The 17557-nt window shown below is 63.6% G+C and carries 19 protein-coding genes; 9 read left to right on the forward strand and 10 right to left on the reverse strand.

The features are described from left to right. Positions 1–89: 89 nt before the first annotated feature. The 3 genes from ttcA to HF916_RS47805 all read right to left on the reverse strand — a co-directional run bounded on the left by ttcA (position 90) and on the right by HF916_RS47805 (position 2408). Positions 90–1100: a tRNA 2-thiocytidine(32) synthetase TtcA gene (ttcA, locus tag HF916_RS47795; protein ID WP_168795479.1), complete on the reverse strand. Its 1011-nt coding sequence runs from the start codon at positions 1098–1100 to the stop codon at positions 90–92. Positions 1101–1103: 3 nt separating this feature from the next. Further along, positions 1104–1499 (reverse strand): dihydroneopterin aldolase, encoded by a 396-nt coding sequence (locus HF916_RS47800; protein WP_012434647.1) that lies wholly within the window; start codon positions 1497–1499, stop codon positions 1104–1106. A gap of 90 nt (positions 1500–1589) precedes the next feature. After that, positions 1590–2408 (reverse strand): SDR family oxidoreductase, encoded by an 819-nt coding sequence (locus tag HF916_RS47805; RefSeq protein ID WP_168795480.1) that lies wholly within the window; start codon positions 2406–2408, stop codon positions 1590–1592. Positions 2409–2421: 13 nt separating this feature from the next. On the opposite strand from HF916_RS47805, the gene HF916_RS47810 reads away from it, so the two are divergent. After that, positions 2422–3612: a class I SAM-dependent methyltransferase gene (locus HF916_RS47810; protein ID WP_168795481.1), complete on the forward strand. Its 1191-nt coding sequence runs from the start codon at positions 2422–2424 to the stop codon at positions 3610–3612. A 22-nt stretch (positions 3613–3634) separates the two neighbouring features. Further along, the gene (locus tag HF916_RS47815; protein WP_168795482.1) at positions 3635–3829 is read left to right on the forward strand and encodes a DUF2905 domain-containing protein; all 195 of its coding nucleotides are present in this window, start codon (positions 3635–3637) and stop codon (positions 3827–3829) included. 172 nt (positions 3830–4001) lie between these two features. On the opposite strand, the gene HF916_RS47820 is transcribed toward HF916_RS47815, so the two are convergent. From HF916_RS47820 to HF916_RS47835, 4 genes are all read right to left on the reverse strand, one after another. Continuing rightward, entirely contained in the window at positions 4002–5234 is a 1233-nt protein-coding gene (locus tag HF916_RS47820) for a multifunctional CCA addition/repair protein (protein ID WP_168795483.1), read from the reverse strand. Then, positions 5231–5884, reverse strand: a complete 654-nt coding sequence (locus tag HF916_RS47825) for a glutathione S-transferase family protein (protein ID WP_168795484.1) — start codon at positions 5882–5884, stop codon at positions 5231–5233. Before HF916_RS47825 ends, HF916_RS47820 begins: the two co-directional genes overlap by 4 nt. A gap of 27 nt (positions 5885–5911) precedes the next feature. Beyond that, positions 5912–6865 carry a complex I NDUFA9 subunit family protein gene (locus HF916_RS47830; protein ID WP_168795485.1) on the reverse strand — a complete coding sequence of 318 codons (954 nt, stop codon included), beginning with the start codon at positions 6863–6865 and terminating at the stop codon, positions 5912–5914. An 82-nt stretch (positions 6866–6947) separates the two neighbouring features. Then, complete coding sequence (locus HF916_RS47835; protein ID WP_168795486.1) at positions 6948–8915, reverse strand: lytic transglycosylase domain-containing protein; 1968 nt, start codon at positions 8913–8915, stop codon at positions 6948–6950. Positions 8916–8992: 77 nt separating this feature from the next. Between HF916_RS47835 and HF916_RS47840 the strand changes: the two genes are divergently transcribed. Beyond that, a complete protein-coding gene (locus tag HF916_RS47840; RefSeq protein ID WP_240975738.1) occupies positions 8993–9535 on the forward strand; it encodes a 5-formyltetrahydrofolate cyclo-ligase in 543 nt (180 codons plus the stop codon). Positions 9536–9612: 77 nt separating this feature from the next. Here the strand turns inward: HF916_RS47840 and HF916_RS47845 are convergent, their stop codons facing one another. Then, positions 9613–10125 carry a winged helix DNA-binding protein gene (locus HF916_RS47845; protein ID WP_168795487.1) on the reverse strand — a complete coding sequence of 171 codons (513 nt, stop codon included), beginning with the start codon at positions 10123–10125 and terminating at the stop codon, positions 9613–9615. Positions 10126–10332: 207 nt separating this feature from the next. Between HF916_RS47845 and pxpB the strand changes: the two genes are divergently transcribed. The 6 genes from pxpB (at position 10333) to HF916_RS47875 (ending at position 16873) form a co-directional block, all read left to right on the forward strand. Continuing rightward, a complete protein-coding gene (pxpB, locus tag HF916_RS47850; protein ID WP_168795488.1) occupies positions 10333–10986 on the forward strand; it encodes a 5-oxoprolinase subunit PxpB in 654 nt (217 codons plus the stop codon). Beyond that, entirely contained in the window at positions 10983–12035 is a 1053-nt protein-coding gene (locus HF916_RS47855) for a biotin-dependent carboxyltransferase family protein (protein ID WP_168795489.1), read from the forward strand. The genes pxpB and HF916_RS47855 overlap by 4 nt, the downstream gene beginning before the upstream one ends. Before the next feature lie 98 nt (positions 12036–12133). After that, positions 12134–12886, forward strand: coding sequence for a 5-oxoprolinase subunit PxpA (gene pxpA, locus HF916_RS47860; protein WP_168795490.1), 753 nt, complete (start codon positions 12134–12136; stop codon positions 12884–12886). A gap of 264 nt (positions 12887–13150) precedes the next feature. Further along, complete coding sequence (locus HF916_RS47865) at positions 13151–13900, forward strand: DUF969 domain-containing protein (RefSeq protein ID WP_168795491.1); 750 nt, start codon at positions 13151–13153, stop codon at positions 13898–13900. Continuing rightward, a complete protein-coding gene (locus HF916_RS47870; RefSeq protein ID WP_168795492.1) occupies positions 13897–14853 on the forward strand; it encodes a DUF979 domain-containing protein in 957 nt (318 codons plus the stop codon). Before HF916_RS47865 ends, HF916_RS47870 begins: the two co-directional genes overlap by 4 nt. A gap of 214 nt (positions 14854–15067) precedes the next feature. Further along, entirely contained in the window at positions 15068–16873 is a 1806-nt protein-coding gene (locus HF916_RS47875; RefSeq protein ID WP_168795493.1) for a tetratricopeptide repeat protein, read from the forward strand. Between the two features lie 72 nt (positions 16874–16945). Here the strand turns inward: HF916_RS47875 and HF916_RS47880 are convergent, their stop codons facing one another. Continuing rightward, positions 16946–17221 carry a BrnA antitoxin family protein gene (locus HF916_RS47880; protein WP_431311446.1) on the reverse strand — a complete coding sequence of 92 codons (276 nt, stop codon included), beginning with the start codon at positions 17219–17221 and terminating at the stop codon, positions 16946–16948. A gap of 21 nt (positions 17222–17242) precedes the next feature. Continuing rightward, positions 17243–17521, reverse strand: coding sequence for a BrnT family toxin (locus tag HF916_RS47885; RefSeq protein WP_168795494.1), 279 nt, complete (start codon positions 17519–17521; stop codon positions 17243–17245). Positions 17522–17557 lie beyond the last annotated feature (36 nt).

The raw sequence follows: 17557 nt of genomic DNA on the forward strand, positions 1-17557 counted from the left end.
TAACACGCACCCTCTAGCGAAAAAGGCCGCTGTGGCGGCCTTGCTGCGTGCTGCAATGTGCGGAAACGCCCATACGACGAGCGTTTTTGTCAAAGATCGTCGAACTGGACGATGGATATCGATTTTGTTGCGTTGGGCATCGCGCCGCCGCCGGCATCGGTCGAACACGGCGCCTCGTCGAAGGCGATATCGCCTTGCGGATCGGCCTCGCCGGTCGCACGCAGGCCCGCGAACGGGAACAGCTTGTGATCCATCAAATGCGAGGGCACGACGTTCGACAGTGCATTGAACATATTTTCGATGCGGCCCGGGAAGCGCTTCTCCCAATCGCGCACGAGCGCCTTCATTTCCGCGCGCTTCAGATTCGGCTGGCTGCCGCACAGGTTGCACGGAATGATCGGGAATTCGCGCAGTTCGGCGTACTTCTCCAGATCGGTTTCCTTCACGTAGGCGAGCGGGCGAATCACGATATTCTTGCCGTCGTCCGATTGCAGCTTGGGCGGCATGCCCTTCAGCTTGCCGCCGTAGAACATGTTCAGCAGCAGCGTTTGCAGAATGTCGTCGCGATGATGGCCGAGCGCGATCTTGGTCGCGCCGAGCTCGCCGGCCACGCGGTAAAGAATGCCGCGGCGCAGCCGTGAGCACAGCGAGCAGGTAGTCTTGCCTTCCGGCACCAGCCGTTTGACGATGCTGTACGTGTCCTGATTCTCGATGTGAAACGGAATGTCGAGTTGCTTCAGGTACTCGGGCAGCACGTGCTCGGGAAAGCCGGGCTGCTTCTGGTCAAGGTTCACCGCGACGATGTCGAAGTTGATCGGCGCGCGCTCGCGCAGCCGCATCAGAATTTCGAGCATCGCGTAGCTGTCCTTGCCGCCCGACAGGCACACCATGACCTTGTCGCCGTCCTCGATCATGTTGAAGTCGACGATTGCCTCGCCGACCTGGCGCGCGAGCCGCTTGAACAGCTTGTTGTTCTCGTACGCTTCCTTCTGCTCGCGGCGCGTGAGCGGCGTCTTGGCGCGCGCGACGGCTTGCGTGGCCTCGGGTGCATCAGCAGTCGAGGCGGTCGCGGCGCCGTTCAGGATTTCCGGAGCATTCATGGCTCAATCCTCTTTGATACGGAAGACTTCGACGCCCACCGCGTCGCAATCAGGATAAACGTCCGGCTTTTCCGTGGACACGCGCGCGGCCCGCACTTGCGGATGCTCGAGCATGGTCTTGACGAGGTCGTCGCAGAGCGTTTCCTGCAAGTGGATATGGCCTTGCTCGACGCGGCGCGAAATGGTCGACCGCATGAAGTCGTAGTCGACGACTTCATTCAGCTTGTCCTGAACCGGCGTGGACAGCGCGAGCGGCACGAACAGTTCGACGTTGATCACGACGCGCTGTTCGCCGCGCTTTTCGAAGTCGTGCACGCCGATGTTGATGTGCACTTCGTAATTGCGCAGAAAGAGCCGGCGGCAATCGGCGAGCCGGGGATGCGAAAGAGCGGCAAACATGTTCGTTCCAGTCGAAAAAAGCGTGCGGAGCACGCAAAGGGGCGCTTCACAGCGCGGCGGCCGCCGCTATCACGGCCGGCCGCGCGCGCTTCAGGCGCCCGTCAAAAACATAACGTCGCGCGGCAGGGGCACGAGGTGCTGCCCGCCGTCGACCACCAGCGTCGTTCCGGTGACGCCCGCTGCATCCGCGAGATACAGCGCGGCGGCGACAATATCCTCGGCCCGCGACGCGCGGCCCAAAGGCGTAGTACGGTGAGCAGCCGCGAAACCGTCCGGCGTTTGATCGCCGGATTGCATCGTCAGACCGGGCGCGAGCCCGACCACCCGCACTTTCGGCGCCAACGCCTGCGCCAGCGCGACCGTGGCTGTCTGCAACGCCGCCTTGGTCAGCGTGTAGGACAGGTAGTCCGGGTTCATGTTGTACAGCTTCTGATCCAGCACGTTGATGACGACGCTGCGCAGGCTTTCGTCGGTGCGCGCGGCTTCCGGCGTCGCCTCGAATAGCCGCCGCGCCAGCACCAGCGGTGCGCCGACGTTCATCGCGGTCAGCTTCAGCAGCAGCTCGTAACCGACGGTTTGCGCCGTGTCTTCTTCGAAGCGCGACGCGTTGTTGACGATACACGACGGCCGGCCCAAGGCGTCGATACAAGCCGGCAAAAGCCGCTCGACTTGTGCCTCATCGCCCAATTCGGCCTGCAAGGCGACCGCCCGGCGGCCCAGGGCGGCGATTTCCGCGACCAGTTCGTCGGCTTCCTCCCGCGAGGCGCCGTAATGGACGGCCACGTCCCAGCCGCGCGCGGCAAAGCCGAGCGCGAGCGCCCGCCCGATACGGCGGGCGGCGCCGGTAATCAGCACGACGCGCGGCGTTTCGGGCGCGCGGGGGGCGGCGGTGTCCAGAGAGGCGGTCATTTACAATGCGGGGATGAATCCGAAAGCTCACCAACCCGATAGTTTACCTGCTCCCGGCCCGAGCGCGCTTGCGCAGTCCGAAGCGCTGGTCGCGCAGATCCGCGCGGAGCTCGCCACCGCGGGCGGCTGGCTGCCGTTCGACCGCTACATGGAACGAGCGCTGTACGCGCCGGGGCTCGGCTATTACAGCGGCGGCGCCCGCAAATTCGGGCTGCGCGGCGATGACGGCAGCGACTTCGTCACCGCCCCGGAACTGTCGCCGCTGTTCGCCGCGACGCTGGCGCGCCCGGTTGCCGAGGCCTTGCAGGCGAGCGGCACGCGCGACGTAATGGAATTCGGCGCCGGCACGGGCAAACTCGCTTCCGGCGTGCTGAACGCGCTCGACGCATTGGGCGCGGAATTCGACAGCTACTCGATCGTGGATCTGTCGGGCGAACTCCGCGAACGCCAACGCGAGACGATCGAAGCCACCGCGCCCGCCCTCGCGGCCAAAGTGCGCTGGCTGGATGCTTTGCCGGAGCGGTTCGAGGGCGTGGTGATCGGCAACGAGGTATTGGACGCAATGCCGGCGCGGTTATTTGCCTTCAGCGGTGGGACTTGGCTAGAGCGCGGCGTGGTGTGGCGCGATGAAGCGTTCGCCTTCGAAGGTCGGCCTGTGTCCGCCGTTGCGGACCTCACACTGCTGTCGGAAATCGAAACCGCCGGCGAAGACTACGTGACCGAAACGCACGACGCCGCGAGCGCATTCACACGCACCATCTGCACGATGCTTGCGCGCGGCGCGGCGTTCTTCATCGACTATGGTTTTCCGCGTCATGAGTACTACCATGCGCAGCGCGCGCAAGGCACGTTGATGTGCCATTACCGGCACCGGGCGCATGGCGATCCGTTCCTCTATCCGGGTTTGCAGGACATCACGGCGCACGTGGAATTTACCGGGATCGCCGAAGCCGGCGTCGAGACGGGCGCGGACTTGCTGGGCTTTACGTCGCAAGCGCGGTTTCTGCTGAATGCCGGGATTACCGAGGTGTTATCCGAGATCGATCCTGCAGATTCGGCGAGATATTTGCCTGCGGCGAATGCGGTGCAGAAGTTGTTGTCGGAGGCGGAGATGGGCGAACTGTTCAAGGTGATCGCGTTTTCGCGCGGACTGGATGACACGCTGCAAGCGTTTTCGAGCGGCGACCGGTCGCATACGCTGTGAATTTTTGTTTCAGGAGCTGGCCATGATTCGCTGGCTGTTGACTACGTTTATTGCCGTGGCGGTGCTGTCGTCTTGCTGGCCGTGGCTCAGGAAGATCGGCATTGGGCGTTTGCCCGGCGATGTGACATTGCGGATCTTTGGGCGGGAGTACCCGTTTCCGTTTATGTCGACGTTGGTGCTTTCTATGGTGTTGTCGATTCTTGCCAGGGTTTTATGAATGAGGTTTTTTTGCCTTTGGCGGTGGTGTTTTTTTGGCCTTTCCTTGATTTGTTAGTGGTCTATTGGCGTTGCCCCTGTGCGGGGCGGCACTAATAGACCACTAACAAAGCAAGAAAAGGCCAAAACCCTAAGCACACAGAAACAAAAAACCCGCCGAGCAGGCCAAACCCTCACCCAATAGCTGCTTCCACCGCCCGCACTCGCTCCTGATGCACCGCATCCTTAATCCCAGCAGGCGCATCGGCAAGCCGCTTAGCCACTGCGCCCGCATCAACGCCCCGCGCGGCGACCAGCGCGACTCTCAACCGCTCAGCCTGCGGATACTCCCGCATCTCGAACCCGAGCCGCCCGCGAGCATCCGCCTCGCATGCCTGCAAGGCTTCAGCAAAACGCGCGGGTTTGCGGATCGCATCGCTACGCTCGAGCAACCTCACCAGCGCGGCAGCGCCCATCTCCATCACGCGATGAATGTTGCCGTGCTCACGCGCAACCAGCACCGCAAGATCGCGGCAATCGTTCGGCACCCTTAGCCGCTCGCATAACGGCTTCAGCAGATTCACGCTGCGTCCCTCGTGGCCGATATGCCCCGGCAACACGTCTTCGGGCGTGGTCGCCTTGCCGAGATCATGCGCCAGCGCAGCAAATCGAACCGGCAGCGCATAACCCTGCTGCGCGGCATGATCGACCACCATCATCACGTGCACGCCCGTGTCCACTTCGGGGTGATAGTCGGCGCGCTGCGGCACACCGAATAGCGCGTCGATTTCCGGCAGAATCCGCGCCAACGCGCCGCACTCGCCCAGCACCTCGAACATGCGCGATGGCTTCCTCTCCATCAGGCCGCGCGACACTTCCTGCCACACGCGTTCGGCCACCAGCGCGTCCACTTCGCCGTCGGCCACCATCTTTCGCATGAGTGCCAGCGTCTCCGGCGCGACCGTGAAATCCACAAAGCGCGCCGCGAACCGCGCGATCCGCAAAATCCGCACGGGGTCTTCGAGAAATGCATCGCTGACGTGGCGAAACAGGCGCGCCTGCAAATCACCCTGGCCGTTGAACGGGTCGATCACCGGACCGGTTAACTCGCCGTCCGGGCGCACTTCGCGCGCCATGGCGTTGATCGTCAGGTCGCGGCGCGCCAGGTCTTCCTCGAGCGTGACATCCGGCGCATAGAAGAACTGGAAGCCGTGATAACCGGCCGCCGTCTTGCGCTCCGTGCGGGCGAGCGCGTACTCCTCATGCGTCTGCGGATGCAGGAACACCGGAAAGTCCTTGCCCACCGGACGGTAACCCTGCGCCACCATCTGCTCCGGCGTCGCGCCGACCACCACGTAATCGCGGTCCTGCACTGGTACGCCCAACAGCTCGTCGCGGATCGCGCCGCCTACTGCGTAGATATTCATGGGCATACGTCTAGGTATGGAGCCACGTGCGTTTCGCTCAGCGCGTCGTCGATCCACGCTCTCACCGCCGGCAGTTCCGTCACGCGCCGCACATAAGCTTTGGAGACTTCCGACAACGCCGGTTGCCACGTGTTGAAGCGCATCACGACCGGTGCATACATTGCGTCGACAATGCCGAATTCACCGAATAAAAACGGGCCGCCATAAGTGTCGAGACAGTCGCGCCAGATCGCCTCGATACGCGCGATATCGGCCAGCGCGCCCGGCGTCGCGTTCCTGCCCGGAAACGACGCGCGAATGTTCATCCACATGTTCGAGCGCAACTCCCCGAAGCCCGAGTGCATTTCCGCGCTCACGCTGCGCGCGCGACTGCGTGCCGCCGCGTCGCGCGGCCACAGCGCATGTTGAGGAAAACGCTCAGCCAACGTTTCGGCGATCGCCAGCGAATCCCACGTGGCCGACCCGTCGTCGTTGACCACGCATGGGATCTTGCCCGGACCCGACGGCGCAAGGGCGAGCACTTTCGCGTTGGTGTCCGGCTGATTCAGATGAATCAGCACTTCCTCGAACGGAATGCCGAAGTGTTTGAATAGCAGCCACGGCCGCATCGACCATGAAGAGTAATTTTTGTCACCAATAAGCAGCTTCATGCTTTGTATAAGGAATGAGAGGAAATTTTAACGTCCCGCGCTGGCGCGGAATGTGTCGAAGCGTGAACGCGTCGACGCACCGGTCAGATAGATCGGCGCGATCGTTTCGATGCTGGCCGGCTCGATGCCGAGTTCAGGCGCAAGCGGTCCGCTCAACACGTTGTCGACTTTCATCGAATCGAGATTGTCGCGCGAGATCACCGGTTCGCCAGGCGCCATTTCGAAGGTCAGCGCCTGCAGGCGCGCGAACGCCTCGGGCAAGCGGATGATGCGTGCGTGCTTGCCGATCACATCGCCGCAATATTTGACGAGATCTTCGAGTGAGTAAACGGTGGGGCCGCCCAGTTCATAGGTGCGGCCACCGGCGGCATCGAGATCGAGCACGTTGACGATCGCCTTCGCCACATCGCCGACATAGACCGGCTGGAATTTCGCATCCGGCATGGCAAGCGGAATCACCGGAAACATCCGTTGCAGAACGGCGAACTTGTTGAGGAATTGATCCTCCGGGCCGAACACCACGGAGGGCCGGAAAATCGTCCACGCCAGATTCGCCGCGTGCACGGCCTTCTCGCCGTCGCCCTTCGAGCGCGTGTACATGCTCGGACCGTTCGTATCGGCGCCCAGCGCGCTGATATGAAGCAGCCGGTGCACGCCCTTGCCTTCGCACGCGGCCACGATTTTGGTCGGCAGTTCCACGTGCATCCGCGCGAACTCCGGACCATACGGCGTGCCGCGTTTGCCGTGCAGCGTGGCCACGAGGTTGATCACGCAATCGGCGCCTTCGACGAAGCGCGCGAGCTGGACCGGATCGAATACGTCCGCTTCGATCACGTCGATGGGCAAGAGGGTGAGATGGCGGGCGTTGTAGCGCCGCCGGGTGGCGATGCGCACGTCTTTGCCCACTTCGACGAGGGCGTTGACGAGATGGCTGCCGATAAAACCGGAACCGCCGATGATCGCAATGGCTTTATGTCGCATTTTCGACTCCCTGGTGGAAGCCGCGGCAACGGCTGGCGTGGCGCGCCGCCGCCTCTTAATGGAGCGGCGGCGGCACGGCGCTTTACGGCGCGATATAACCCAGACGCGCCTTCAGCGATTGCGGACGGCCTTCGAACAATGCCGCGTAGTAGACCGTGTTGGACAACACATTCTTAACGTAGTCGCGCGTTTCCTGGAACGGAATCGCCTCGGCGAAGATCGCACCTTCCACCGGATGCTGCAAGGACTGCCGCCAGTTGCGCGGACGGCCGGGGCCTGCGTTATAGCCCGCGGTGGCCAGCACCGCCGATCCATCGAACTGATTGTAGATCATCGACAGATAGTTCGTGCCCAGCAGGATGTTGGTGTTGATGTCGTTCATCTGTTCGCGCGAGATCGGACCGAGGCCGATCTTCTTCGCGACCAGTTGCGCGGTGCCCGGCATCAACTGCATCAAACCACTTGCGCCGACTTCCGAGCGCGCGTTCATGATGAAGCGCGACTCCTGGCGAATCAGGCCATAGGCCCATTCCACGTCGAGTCCGTTCGACTGCGAATCGCGCTCGACGATATCCTTGAACGGCGACAGATACCGCAGCGAGAAATCGTGCTCGCTCTTCGTCCGGTCCGCCGTGTTGACAGTGCGATCGTACAGTTCGATTCGGCGCGCGTATTCGGCAGCCGCGATCAGTTGCCGGTCGCTCATGGTGCGCAGCGGCCAGTTCCATTCGCGATTGCCTTCGAGCCGCAGATTCAGCGCGTAGAAACGCTGCGCCAGATCGAAGCCGGGCGTGTTGCCGGCCTGTTGCACTTCGGCGTCGCTCACCGTGGTTTTCGGCGGAACCGTGATCTTCTGGCCCAGTTCTTCCGCGGCCAGCTGGCCGTAGAAGTTGAAGCCCTGCGAGATCGACTCGAATTCCTGGTTGGCCGTGGTCGTGTCGCCGGCCTGCTTGAGCGCGCGGCCATGCCAATACACCCACGACGGCTGATTGCGCAGCGCAGCGGGCATCTGTTCGATCGACCAGCGCACCATCGTCCAGTCGCCCGCGAGCAAGGCGGTGCGGGTGCGCCATTCATACGCGGGATTCGACAGCGGCGCATTCACCGACAGGCGATACCAGTCCACCGCGCTCGGCATCTGCTTGGTGGCCGCCTGATAGGCAATCGTGCCCCAGCCGATGGCGCGCTCGGGCGAGCTCAGCGACGGCGCCACCGACGCAAACGTGGCCGCAGCCATGGCCGGATCGTTGCGCGCCATGCGCGTGATGGCCAGCAACGCCAGTTGATGCGACTGCGTATCCGGACCGACGCCGCGCGCCAGCAACAGCGGCGGCGTGGTGGTGGCCTGATTGAACAGCACCGGATCGGGCGGCTGGTTGCTGAGCGCGTCGACGAGCCTCGCGCCCGTGTTGGCGTAGTTCTGTTCGTACGCGAGGCGGATCTGCTGCCACACGTCGGCGGAACTGAACTGCTGGTTGATGGCCAGCGAGTTGACCAGATCGACGCAGCCGTCGCCGTACCACTTCGGATCGACCAGCAGCGCGCGCGCCGCGTCGGCGACGTTTTCGCCGCGCGAGGCGCGCGATTCGAGCGCGTAGCACTTCACCTGCGTGTCGTCGTTCAGCACGAAGCGGGCGTATTGCTGATCGAAGTTGCGCCAGTCATGACGCGTGCCGAGCACCGTGAGGTAGTCGTTGCGCATGCGGTCGGCGATCGCCTGGCCGTCGTACTTCTGCAGGAATGCCAGCACCGGCGCGTCCGGCGCGTCGATCCGCGCGTGACCGCTCGAATCGAACAGCTGCGGCTTGACCTGGAAGTACTCCAGATACGCAGGCGCCGGGTAGCTCGGAATCATGGCGGCCAGTTGCGCTGCGCGCGCCGCGTCGTTACCGCGGGCGGCCTCGCGCAGTTGGACGAAGATCTGGTCGTCGTTCGTGAGTTGCGAAAGGGGAAGGGGCTTGACGGCGGAGGCCGTGCTGCAAGCGACGAGTGCCGCAGCGGCAAGCGCAAGACCGGCCGCGCGATATACTCGGTAAAGGCGTTTTGACATCGTTGTTTCTGGAGCGCGAATTGAACCCAAGCATAGCATGCAACCCTGCCGCGGAATCGAAAAAGGCGCTGCGGAAAATGCTATTGGAAGCAAGGCTACAAGCCGCTTCCGAGCCGGCGCACAATACCGCGCTCGCCCGGCACCTGCTCGATGCGTTAAAGCAGTACGGCGTGCATAGCGTGGGATTCTACTGGCCGCTCTCCGGCGAGTTCGACGCGCGCGCCGCGATCTCGGTCTGGCTCGCGGCGAGCACCCAACGCGAGGCGAGTCTGCCGGTGGTCAAGGAACGCAGCGCCCCGCTTGAATTTCACGCATGGACCCCCACCACGCCGATGAGGATCGGTCACCACAAGATCGGTGAGCCCACGTCCGGGCGCCTTGTGATTCCGCAACTGCTGTTCGTGCCGTGCGTGGGGTTCGATTCGCACGGCTACCGGCTCGGTTACGGCGGCGGCTATTACGATCGCACGCTGGCTGCGTGGCCGGGAGAGACCAAGCCGATCACGGTCGGCATCGCGTATGAAGCATGCCGCACGCAGGCATTTCTACGCGAAGCCCACGACATTCCGCTCGACCTGATCGTCACCGAGGCGGCGCTCTACCCGCGCCCGGTGGACTGAGCATCTGGCGCGCGCCGCTTTTTTTGCGGCGGCGCGGCGCGCCGCGCCGCGCTGCGGCAAAACAGACAGACCTGCTGTTATAAAGACGCCGCCGCTCGCGCGGCCGTGTCGTAAAGGCCTGAGGCGTTGCGCATCAGTTGCGCCGCTTCGCCGATCTGCTCGTTGGTCAGGCCGCTTTCCTTCAGCGTCGAAATCAGACAACTCTCACGCACCTCGCGATATTTCAGACAGAGGTCGCGGCCTGCATCGGTCGCCGAGAAGAACACTTCCTTGCCGGTCTTTTCGCTTTTTACATACCCTCTAGCTACGAGCTTCTTCAACGCGTAGGTGGCGACGTGCGTGTCCTCGATGTTCAGCACGAAGCAGATGTCCGCCAACTTCTTGCGGCGCTCGCGATGGCTGACGTGGTGCAGCAGCGAGACCTCGATGGCGGTCATGTCCTTTTCGCCTGCCGCCGACATGCAGCGCACCATCCATCGGTTGAATGCATTGCCCGCCATGATGAGCGCGTACTCGAGTTCGGACAGTTCCGCGCTGGTCTCGGACACGAGATGTTCCGAGGAGACGATCTTGGTGGGATGGCGCGACATGGTGACGATTCTCGGGAGACAGGTTGGGAAGGTGTCGGGAGTGTACGACGCGCATCCTATCCCAGGGAGCCTGGCAAAAACGCTTATTGATAAATTGTTGATATTTTATTGATAATGTACGCTTCAACCATCGCCTGCCAGATGCCGATAACCGATCAAAGGGCGTGCTGTGCCCGAATCCTCCGACTCGACCTGGGCCCTTAATCCATGAGCCAACCTAGAATCTTTCCGCTCGGCGATGCCGCGCTAGTCTGCGAAGCGCCGCCGCCCGCCACGCTGGAATGCCAGCGGCGCGTGTGGGCGGCCGCCGAGGCCGCGCGCGACTGGCCGCATGTGCTGGAGGTGGTGCCGGGCATGAACAACCTCACGCTCGTCTTCGATCCGCTCGAGGCCGACCGCGACGCGCTGGTGAGCCATCTGCAAGCAGCCTGGGATGCGGTGAGCGACGCGCCCGCGCCCGGCCGCGAAGTCGAGATTCCGGTGCAGTACGGCGGCGAATTCGGCCCCGATCTGCAAACGGTCGCCAATCACACGGGCTTGAGCGTGCGCGAAGTCGTCGAACGTCATTCGCAGGGCGACTATGTCGTGTTCTTCCTCGGCTTCCAGCCGGGCTTCGCCTACATGGGCGGGCTCGAAGCCGCGCTGCACACGCCGCGCCGCGCTTCGCCGCGGCTCGAAGTGCCGGCCGGGTCGGTCGGCATCGGCGGCGAACAGACCGGCATCTATCCGGCCACTTCGCCCGGCGGCTGGCAGTTGATCGGCCGCACCGAGCTGCCGCTGTTCGACCCGGCGCGCCGGCCGCCCACGCTGTTGCAGCCGGGCGACCGGGTGCGCTTCACCATCGCGGGGATACACGCATGATCGATGTGATTCGCGCGGGTCTGTTGACCACGATTCAGGACCTCGGCCGTCACGGCTACCGGCATCTCGGCGTCGCGATGGGTGGCGCGCTCGATCGTCTGTCGCTCGAAGTCGGCAACCGGCTGGTCGGCAACCGGCCCGATGCGGCGGGTCTGGAAATCACTTTCGGCCCGACCGTGCTGCGCTTTCTGCGCGCCACGCGGGTCGCCATCACCGGCACCGAATTCGGCGCGACGCTCGACGGCAAGCCGGTCTACTCGTGGTGGAGTCTGCCGGTGCAGGCCGGTCAGGAGCTGGTGCTCAATGCGGCGAAGCGCGGCATGCGTGGCTACGTGTGCGTGGCGGGCGGCGTCGACGTCCTGCCGATGCTCGGCTCGCGCAGCACCGATCTCGCCGGTCATTTCGGCGGACTCGGCGGCCGCGCGCTGCGCGACGGCGACCGCCTGCCGGTCGGCGCGCCGCCGCAGCGCGGCCATCTCGGCTTTACACCCGAGTCGCCGGAGTTCGGCGTGAAAGCGCCCGCCTGGTGCAAGTTCGTGCTGGTCCATGAGCCGCTGCGGCGTGGCCGTCATCCGTCGGGCGTACCGTGGGCCGTGCCGATCCGCGTGCTGCGCGGGCCGGAATACGAGAGCTTCACCGATGAAGCCCACGAGTCGTTCTGGTCCGATGAATGGCTCGTCACGCCGAACAGTAACCGCATGGGCTACCGCCTCGCGGGCAGCGAGCTCAAGCGCACCCGCAAAGCCGATCTGCTTTCGCACGCGGTGCTGCCCGGCACGATCCAGGTGCCGCCGAACGGCCAGCCGATCGTGCTGATGAGCGATGCGCAAACCACCGGCGGCTATCCAAAGATAGGCGCGGTGATCCAGGCCGATCTGTGGAAACTCGCGCAAGTCCGCCTGAACGCCACGGTCCGCTTCATCCCGACGACGCCCTACGAGGCGCGCCAGGCTTTACTGGAAGAACGTACGTATTTGCGGCAGATCGACGCCGCGATCGCGATGCATGAAGAACGCTGCGCGCGGCAGTCGACCGTCGCGGCACTGTAACGATGAGCGTCCCCAACCTGGCGCTTCGCGCCAGCCGCCGAGGGGGCCCAGGAAAACCTGGGACAGCCCGGCGTTTTGTTGAAAAGTAGAGGAACACCATGGAAATCGATTTGAACGCCGATCTCGGCGAAGGCTGCGGGTCCGACGAGGCACTGCTCGACCTGGTTAGCTCAGCGAACATCGCGTGCGGCTGGCACGCGGGCGGCGCCAACGCGATGCGCGATTGCGTGCGCTGGGCGGTGCAGAAAGGCGTGTCGATCGGCGCGCATCCGAGCTTCAACGACCCGGAGAATTTCGGCCGCAAGGAAATGGATCTGCCGGCCAACGACATCTACGCGGGCGTGCTGTATCAACTCGGCGCGCTGTCGGCGATTGCCCAGGCCGAGGGCGGGCGCATCGCGCACGTCAAGCCGCACGGCGCGCTCTACAACCAGGCCGCGCGCGACAACAAGATCGCCGACGCGATCGTCTCGGCGGTGCACGATTTCGATCCGTCGGTGGCGGTGTTTGCGCTTGCCAACAGCGGCCTCGTGACCGCCGCGCGCAACGCGGGTCTCGTCGCCGTCGAAGAAGTCTTTGCCGACCGCGGCTATCGCGCTGACGGCTCGCTGGTGCCGCGCAAAGAACCCGGCGCGCTGCTCGACGACGAAGACGAAGTGCTGACGCGCACGCTCGCAATGATTCGCGAGCAACGCGTGCAAGCTGTGGATGGTCAATGGGTGTCGCTGAATGCGCAGACCATCTGCCTGCACGGCGACGGTCCGCATGCGCTGGCTTTCGCGCGGCGCATCCGCGGCGCGCTGCAGGACGCGGGCATCGAGGTCCACGCGGCCGGCGCCGCGCGCGCCTGAAGCGCCGGCCGAACCGCGAGCCGGAAAGCGCGATTCAAACCTTGTGCACCTTGCAACGCCCCGCTTCATGCGGGGCGTTTGCCAGGTACAGGAAGCATTGCAGTACCCGCAGTCGATCAGCAGGCGCAGTCGTAGATGCAGGTGTAGTTCGAAGCAAACGCGGCCATCAAGAGCCGTAGCAACAAGACGGCGTCTGGACCACCAGCCGCCGGCCCACGTTAGCCGTCACAAGCGGCGAGGTTGAAACCCTGTTTGGAGATCCAGATGCAGACAACAGTCAGTCTATGGCCGCTCATTGGCGTGGCCGTCATCATCGTCGGCTTTTTATTACGGTTCAATCCGATGCTGATCGTGGCGGTCGCCGCGATTATCACGGGTCTGGCCGCGCACTTCCCGCCTGAAAGGATTCTTGCCGAGATCGGCACCGGTTTCATCAAGACCCGCAATATCCCGTTGATCATTCTTCTGCCGCTCGCCGTGATCGGTTTGCTCGAACGACATGGCCTGCGTGAGCGCGCGCAAGCGTGGATCGGCGGGATCAAGGCCGCGACCGCCGGGCGTCTTCTGATCGTCTATCTGCTGGTCCGCGAGCTGACCGCCGCGGTCGGCCTGACCGGACTCGGCGGCCATCCGCAGATGGTGCGTCCGCTGATCGCGCCGATGGCCGAAGGCGCCACCGAAACCCGCTTCGGCAAGATCAGCGACGCGGTGCGTTTCAAGTTGCGCGCGTTCTCGGCGGCGACCGACAACGTGGGCCTCTTCTTCGGCGAGGACATCTTCGTCGCGTTCGGCGCAATCGTGCTGATGACCACTTTCCTGAAGGAAGCGGGGATCGTCGTCGAACCGATTCACGTGGCCGTGTGGGGCATTCCGACCGCCATCTGCGCGTTTCTCGTTCACGGCTTCCGTCTGTATCTGCTCGACCGCAAGCTCGAGCGCGAACTGCGCGGCAATGCCGCGGCGAGCAACGCCGCCGGTTCGTCGACGCAATCCGCAGCAGGAGACAAAGCATGACGCTCACGATCACCTATCTTTTCTGGCTGCTGGGCGTGGTGCTGCTGGTTGTCGGCGGCATGATCGTCATGGACAAGGATCACCCGCGCCGGTTCACCGCCGGCGGTTTCTGGATTCTCTACGCGCTGATCTTCCTGATCGGCGACAAGCTGCCGCCCGCCGTGGTCGGCGTGCTCGTGATCGTCATGGCGCTGATTGCCGGCTTCGGCGGCGTGACCGCCGGCAAGCCGAAGGTGCTGTCGCTCGAAGCGCGCAAGGCGAGCGCCGCGCGTCTGCGTAACAAGCTGTTCGTGCCAGCGCTGACGATTCCGGTCGTCACCGTGATCATCACGCTGTCGGCGAGCCATCTGGTGTTCGGCGGCGTGCCGCTGATCGAGAAGGCCAACGTCACGCTGATCGGCTTCGGCATCGGCTGCGTGATCGCGCTGGCGATTGCCTGCGTGATGACGCGCGACACCGTCGGCCAATCCATGAAGGAAACGCGCCGCCTGGTCGACGCGTTGTCATGGGCCGCCGTGCTGCCGCAGATGCTCGGCATGCTCGGCCTCGTGTTCTCGGACGCGGGTGTCGGCAAGGCCGTCGCGCACGTGACCACGGCGTACATCAGCCTGGACTATCGCTTCATTGCGGTGGCCGTGTACTGCATCGGCATGGCGCTCTTCACCATGGTGATGGGCAACGGCTTCGCCGCGTTCCCGGTGATGACAGGCGGCGTCGGTGTGCCGATTCTGGTGGGCGTGTTTCACGGCAACCCGGCGGTGATGGTCGCGATCGGCATGTTCTCCGGCTACTGCGGCACACTGATGACGCCGATGGCCGCGAACTTCAACATGGTGCCGGTCGCGCTGCTGGAGCTGCCGGATAAGAACGCGGTGATCAAGGTGCAGATACCCACTGCGCTGACCTTGCTGATCGTGAATATTTTGCTGCTGAATTTCCTGATGTTTCTGTAGGACTCTTATCTCTGATGTTGAGAAACACCGACGTATCGCAGGACCGCTCTGCGATCCGTCGGTGAAATGGACTCACTGCAACGCACGGATGCGACCGAATTAGGATGCGTCCGATCGTCGGGAAATGGGGGCGACCATACGATGCTGGACGCTCTCCCATCCACACGCGCCGGTGCGCGCAGCGCGCGCCGCCGACGCTCTCCCGCAGGTTTCCATGGAACATCGATCCCAGCCTGATCGCGTGCGCGCCGAACCGCCGCACGCCACTTACCTTGCCTCATTGATCGACGCCGCGCTCGAAGCGCATCAGGCCGGCCGGCTCGATGCCGCCGAATCCTTCTATCGCGAAGCCCTCGTGCTCGATCCCGCCCATACGGGGGCGCTGCACTACTTCGGCGTGCTGCAATTCCAGCGCGGCGATCACGACACGGCCGTGAGCCTGATGAGCCGCGCGCTCAAACTCGACCGTCACGATGCCGCCTGCTGGAGCAACCGGGGACTCGTGGCCGCCGCACTCGGCCAACTCGACGAAGCGATGATCTGCTACGACCAGGCCCTGCAACTCCAGCCTGATTTCGCCGATGCGCACAACAACTTCGGCGTCGCGCTGCAAGCGCAAGGTGACTTCGATGAAGCGATCGAACAGTATCGATTGGCACTGGCCTCGAACCCCACGCTGCTCGATGCGCGTCTGAACCTCGGCACGGCGCTCAGCAAGGTCGCGCGTTTCGACGAAGCCTTGGCGTGCTATCGCGAGGTTTTGTCGCTCGACCCGACATCGGCCGAGGCGCACTTCAACACGGGCAATGCGCACAAAGCGCGAGGCGATCACGGCGCGGCGATCGGCAGTTTTGAGCGAGCCCTTTCGCTGCACGCGAATTACGCGGAGGCGCACGTCAATCTGGGCAGCCTGATCGGCAAGCTCGGCGACTATGCGGGCGCCGAAGCGCATTACCGGCGCGCTGTCGCACTCAAACCGATTCCGACTCACCTCGTGTGTCTGGGCGGATCACTCGGTGCGCAAGGCCGGCTGGACGAAGAGGAAGGCTTCTATCGCCGGGCGCTCGCACTCGATCCGCACTACGCCGACGCGCATCAGAATCTCGCGTGGCTGTTGCTCAAGCGCGGCGACTATCGACAGGGCTGGGCTGAATTCGCACTGCGCTGGCGTAAGAGCGACTATGACGCGATCGCGGTACCGGGCGTCGCCGAATGGCGTGGCGAGCCGCTCGAGGGGCGTCGTCTGCTGCTGGTCGGCGAGCAGGGTTTCGGCGACCACTTCCAGTTCCTGCGCTTTGCGAGCGTGCTCGCCCAGCGCGGCGCGAGGGTCGACCTGTGCGTGCGCGAGCCGTTGCTGCCTTTGGTCGAGCGGATCGCGGGCGTGCATCGGGCATTCAACGGCAAGCCCGATGGCGAATACGATCTCTGGGTGCCGATGATGAGCGTGCCGTCGTGCATCGGCATGAATCTCGCCGGCATTCCCGCAGCGGTGCCCTACCTGTTCGCCGACAAAGCGAAGATCAAGGCATGGCGCAAACGACTCGGTGCAACCGACAAATCGAAGCGCAAAGTGGGACTGGTCTGGGCCGGCAGTCCTACATTCGGCAACGACCGCTATCGGTCGATGCAGCTAACCGACCTGGGCGCGCTCAGCGAGTTGGAGCACGTCGCCTGGTACGCGTTGCAGAAAGGCCCGGCGCATGCGCAATTGGCCGACGCGCCGCCGGCTTTCCGTGCGTACGATTTCACCGCCGAACTGAACAGTTTCGAAGACACGGCCGCATTGATCATGAGTCTCGACCTGGTGATCGCCGTGGACACCGGCGTCGCGCATCTGGCGGGAGCGTTGGGCAAGCCGGTATGGTTGATGTTGCCCGCCAATTCGGACTGGCGCTGGCTGGAAGCACGCAGCGACTCACCGTGGTATCCGCGCATGAGGCTGTTCCGGCAGCCGATGCTGGGGGATTGGGCGCCGGTGGTCGAGGACCTGACCGACGCACTGCGCGACGGCGGTTTCTAATGGCCACACTGCGCTGAGGCCCGACGCCTCCGCGCGGCATCGCTTACACACCGGGCATAAACGAAGTGCGGCTTAAGGACGCCGCCGCTGCTGCGCCAGCATATAGGCGCGCAACAATTTGTTGATGCGCGTCTGATAACCCTGCCCCTGCTCCTTGAACCAGTTCAACACGTCCGCATCCAGACGCATTGTCACGGCCTGTTTCGGCGGAACGTGCAATTCGGCGCGTTGAAAAAAATCGTCGCCCAGCTCGGGCACGTCGCTCGTATCGATTTGAGCGTCGTCCGTTTTGGCGAGCCGTTTCCAGTCTGTTCCCGATGCTTTAACCATCATTTCACCTCTGCTCATGCTTGATTGCCACAGCGCCCGTCAATGCCAGACGCGCTGCTTGTAGTGCTTGACCTCGTGCCGCGTTGCCTTGCGTGCCGAAATAATCCGGACCACGTCTTCAACCCGTTCGACATACACCACGATGCCCACAATGCTTGCGATCCAGCCCATCGCGACCCAGCGGTCTTCGCCGTAGTCTTCCCGTTGGTCCAACGCCGTGAGTAACGGGTGATTGAACACGTCGATAGCATCCTGAAAATCGATCCCGTGTTTGCGAATGTTGATCTGATTTTTGATTTCGTCCCATTCAAACAGCACGCGTCACCTGTATTGACGTTTGTACATACAGCATAG

It is taken from the genome of Paraburkholderia aromaticivorans (genome assembly GCF_012689525.1).
Lineage (GTDB): Bacteria > Pseudomonadota > Gammaproteobacteria > Burkholderiales > Burkholderiaceae > Paraburkholderia > Paraburkholderia aromaticivorans_A.

What these genes read in the sequence shown, in the direction of transcription:
- ttcA (WP_168795479.1), bottom strand. Translation starts at nt 1,100, where the DNA reads ATGAATGCTCCGGAAATCCTGAACGGCGCCGCGACCGCCTCGACTGCT.
- HF916_RS47800 (WP_012434647.1), bottom strand. Translation starts at nt 1,499, where the DNA reads ATGTTTGCCGCTCTTTCGCATCCCCGGCTCGCCGATTGCCGCCGGCTC.
- HF916_RS47805 (WP_168795480.1), bottom strand. Translation starts at nt 2,408, where the DNA reads ATGACCGCCTCTCTGGACACCGCCGCCCCCCGCGCGCCCGAAACGCCG.
- HF916_RS47810 (WP_168795481.1), top strand. Translation starts at nt 2,422, where the DNA reads ATGAATCCGAAAGCTCACCAACCCGATAGTTTACCTGCTCCCGGCCCG.
- HF916_RS47815 (WP_168795482.1), top strand. Translation starts at nt 3,635, where the DNA reads ATGATTCGCTGGCTGTTGACTACGTTTATTGCCGTGGCGGTGCTGTCG.
- HF916_RS47820 (WP_168795483.1), bottom strand. Translation starts at nt 5,234, where the DNA reads ATGAATATCTACGCAGTAGGCGGCGCGATCCGCGACGAGCTGTTGGGC.
- HF916_RS47825 (WP_168795484.1), bottom strand. Translation starts at nt 5,884, where the DNA reads ATGAAGCTGCTTATTGGTGACAAAAATTACTCTTCATGGTCGATGCGG.
- HF916_RS47830 (WP_168795485.1), bottom strand. Translation starts at nt 6,865, where the DNA reads ATGCGACATAAAGCCATTGCGATCATCGGCGGTTCCGGTTTTATCGGC.
- HF916_RS47835 (WP_168795486.1), bottom strand. Translation starts at nt 8,915, where the DNA reads ATGTCAAAACGCCTTTACCGAGTATATCGCGCGGCCGGTCTTGCGCTT.
- HF916_RS47840 (WP_240975738.1), top strand. Translation starts at nt 8,993, where the DNA reads ATGCTATTGGAAGCAAGGCTACAAGCCGCTTCCGAGCCGGCGCACAAT.
- HF916_RS47845 (WP_168795487.1), bottom strand. Translation starts at nt 10,125, where the DNA reads ATGTCGCGCCATCCCACCAAGATCGTCTCCTCGGAACATCTCGTGTCC.
- pxpB (WP_168795488.1), top strand. Translation starts at nt 10,333, where the DNA reads ATGAGCCAACCTAGAATCTTTCCGCTCGGCGATGCCGCGCTAGTCTGC.
- HF916_RS47855 (WP_168795489.1), top strand. Translation starts at nt 10,983, where the DNA reads ATGATCGATGTGATTCGCGCGGGTCTGTTGACCACGATTCAGGACCTC.
- pxpA (WP_168795490.1), top strand. Translation starts at nt 12,134, where the DNA reads ATGGAAATCGATTTGAACGCCGATCTCGGCGAAGGCTGCGGGTCCGAC.
- HF916_RS47865 (WP_168795491.1), top strand. Translation starts at nt 13,151, where the DNA reads ATGCAGACAACAGTCAGTCTATGGCCGCTCATTGGCGTGGCCGTCATC.
- HF916_RS47870 (WP_168795492.1), top strand. Translation starts at nt 13,897, where the DNA reads ATGACGCTCACGATCACCTATCTTTTCTGGCTGCTGGGCGTGGTGCTG.
- HF916_RS47875 (WP_168795493.1), top strand. Translation starts at nt 15,068, where the DNA reads ATGGAACATCGATCCCAGCCTGATCGCGTGCGCGCCGAACCGCCGCAC.
- HF916_RS47880 (WP_431311446.1), bottom strand. Translation starts at nt 17,221, where the DNA reads ATGAGCAGAGGTGAAATGATGGTTAAAGCATCGGGAACAGACTGGAAA.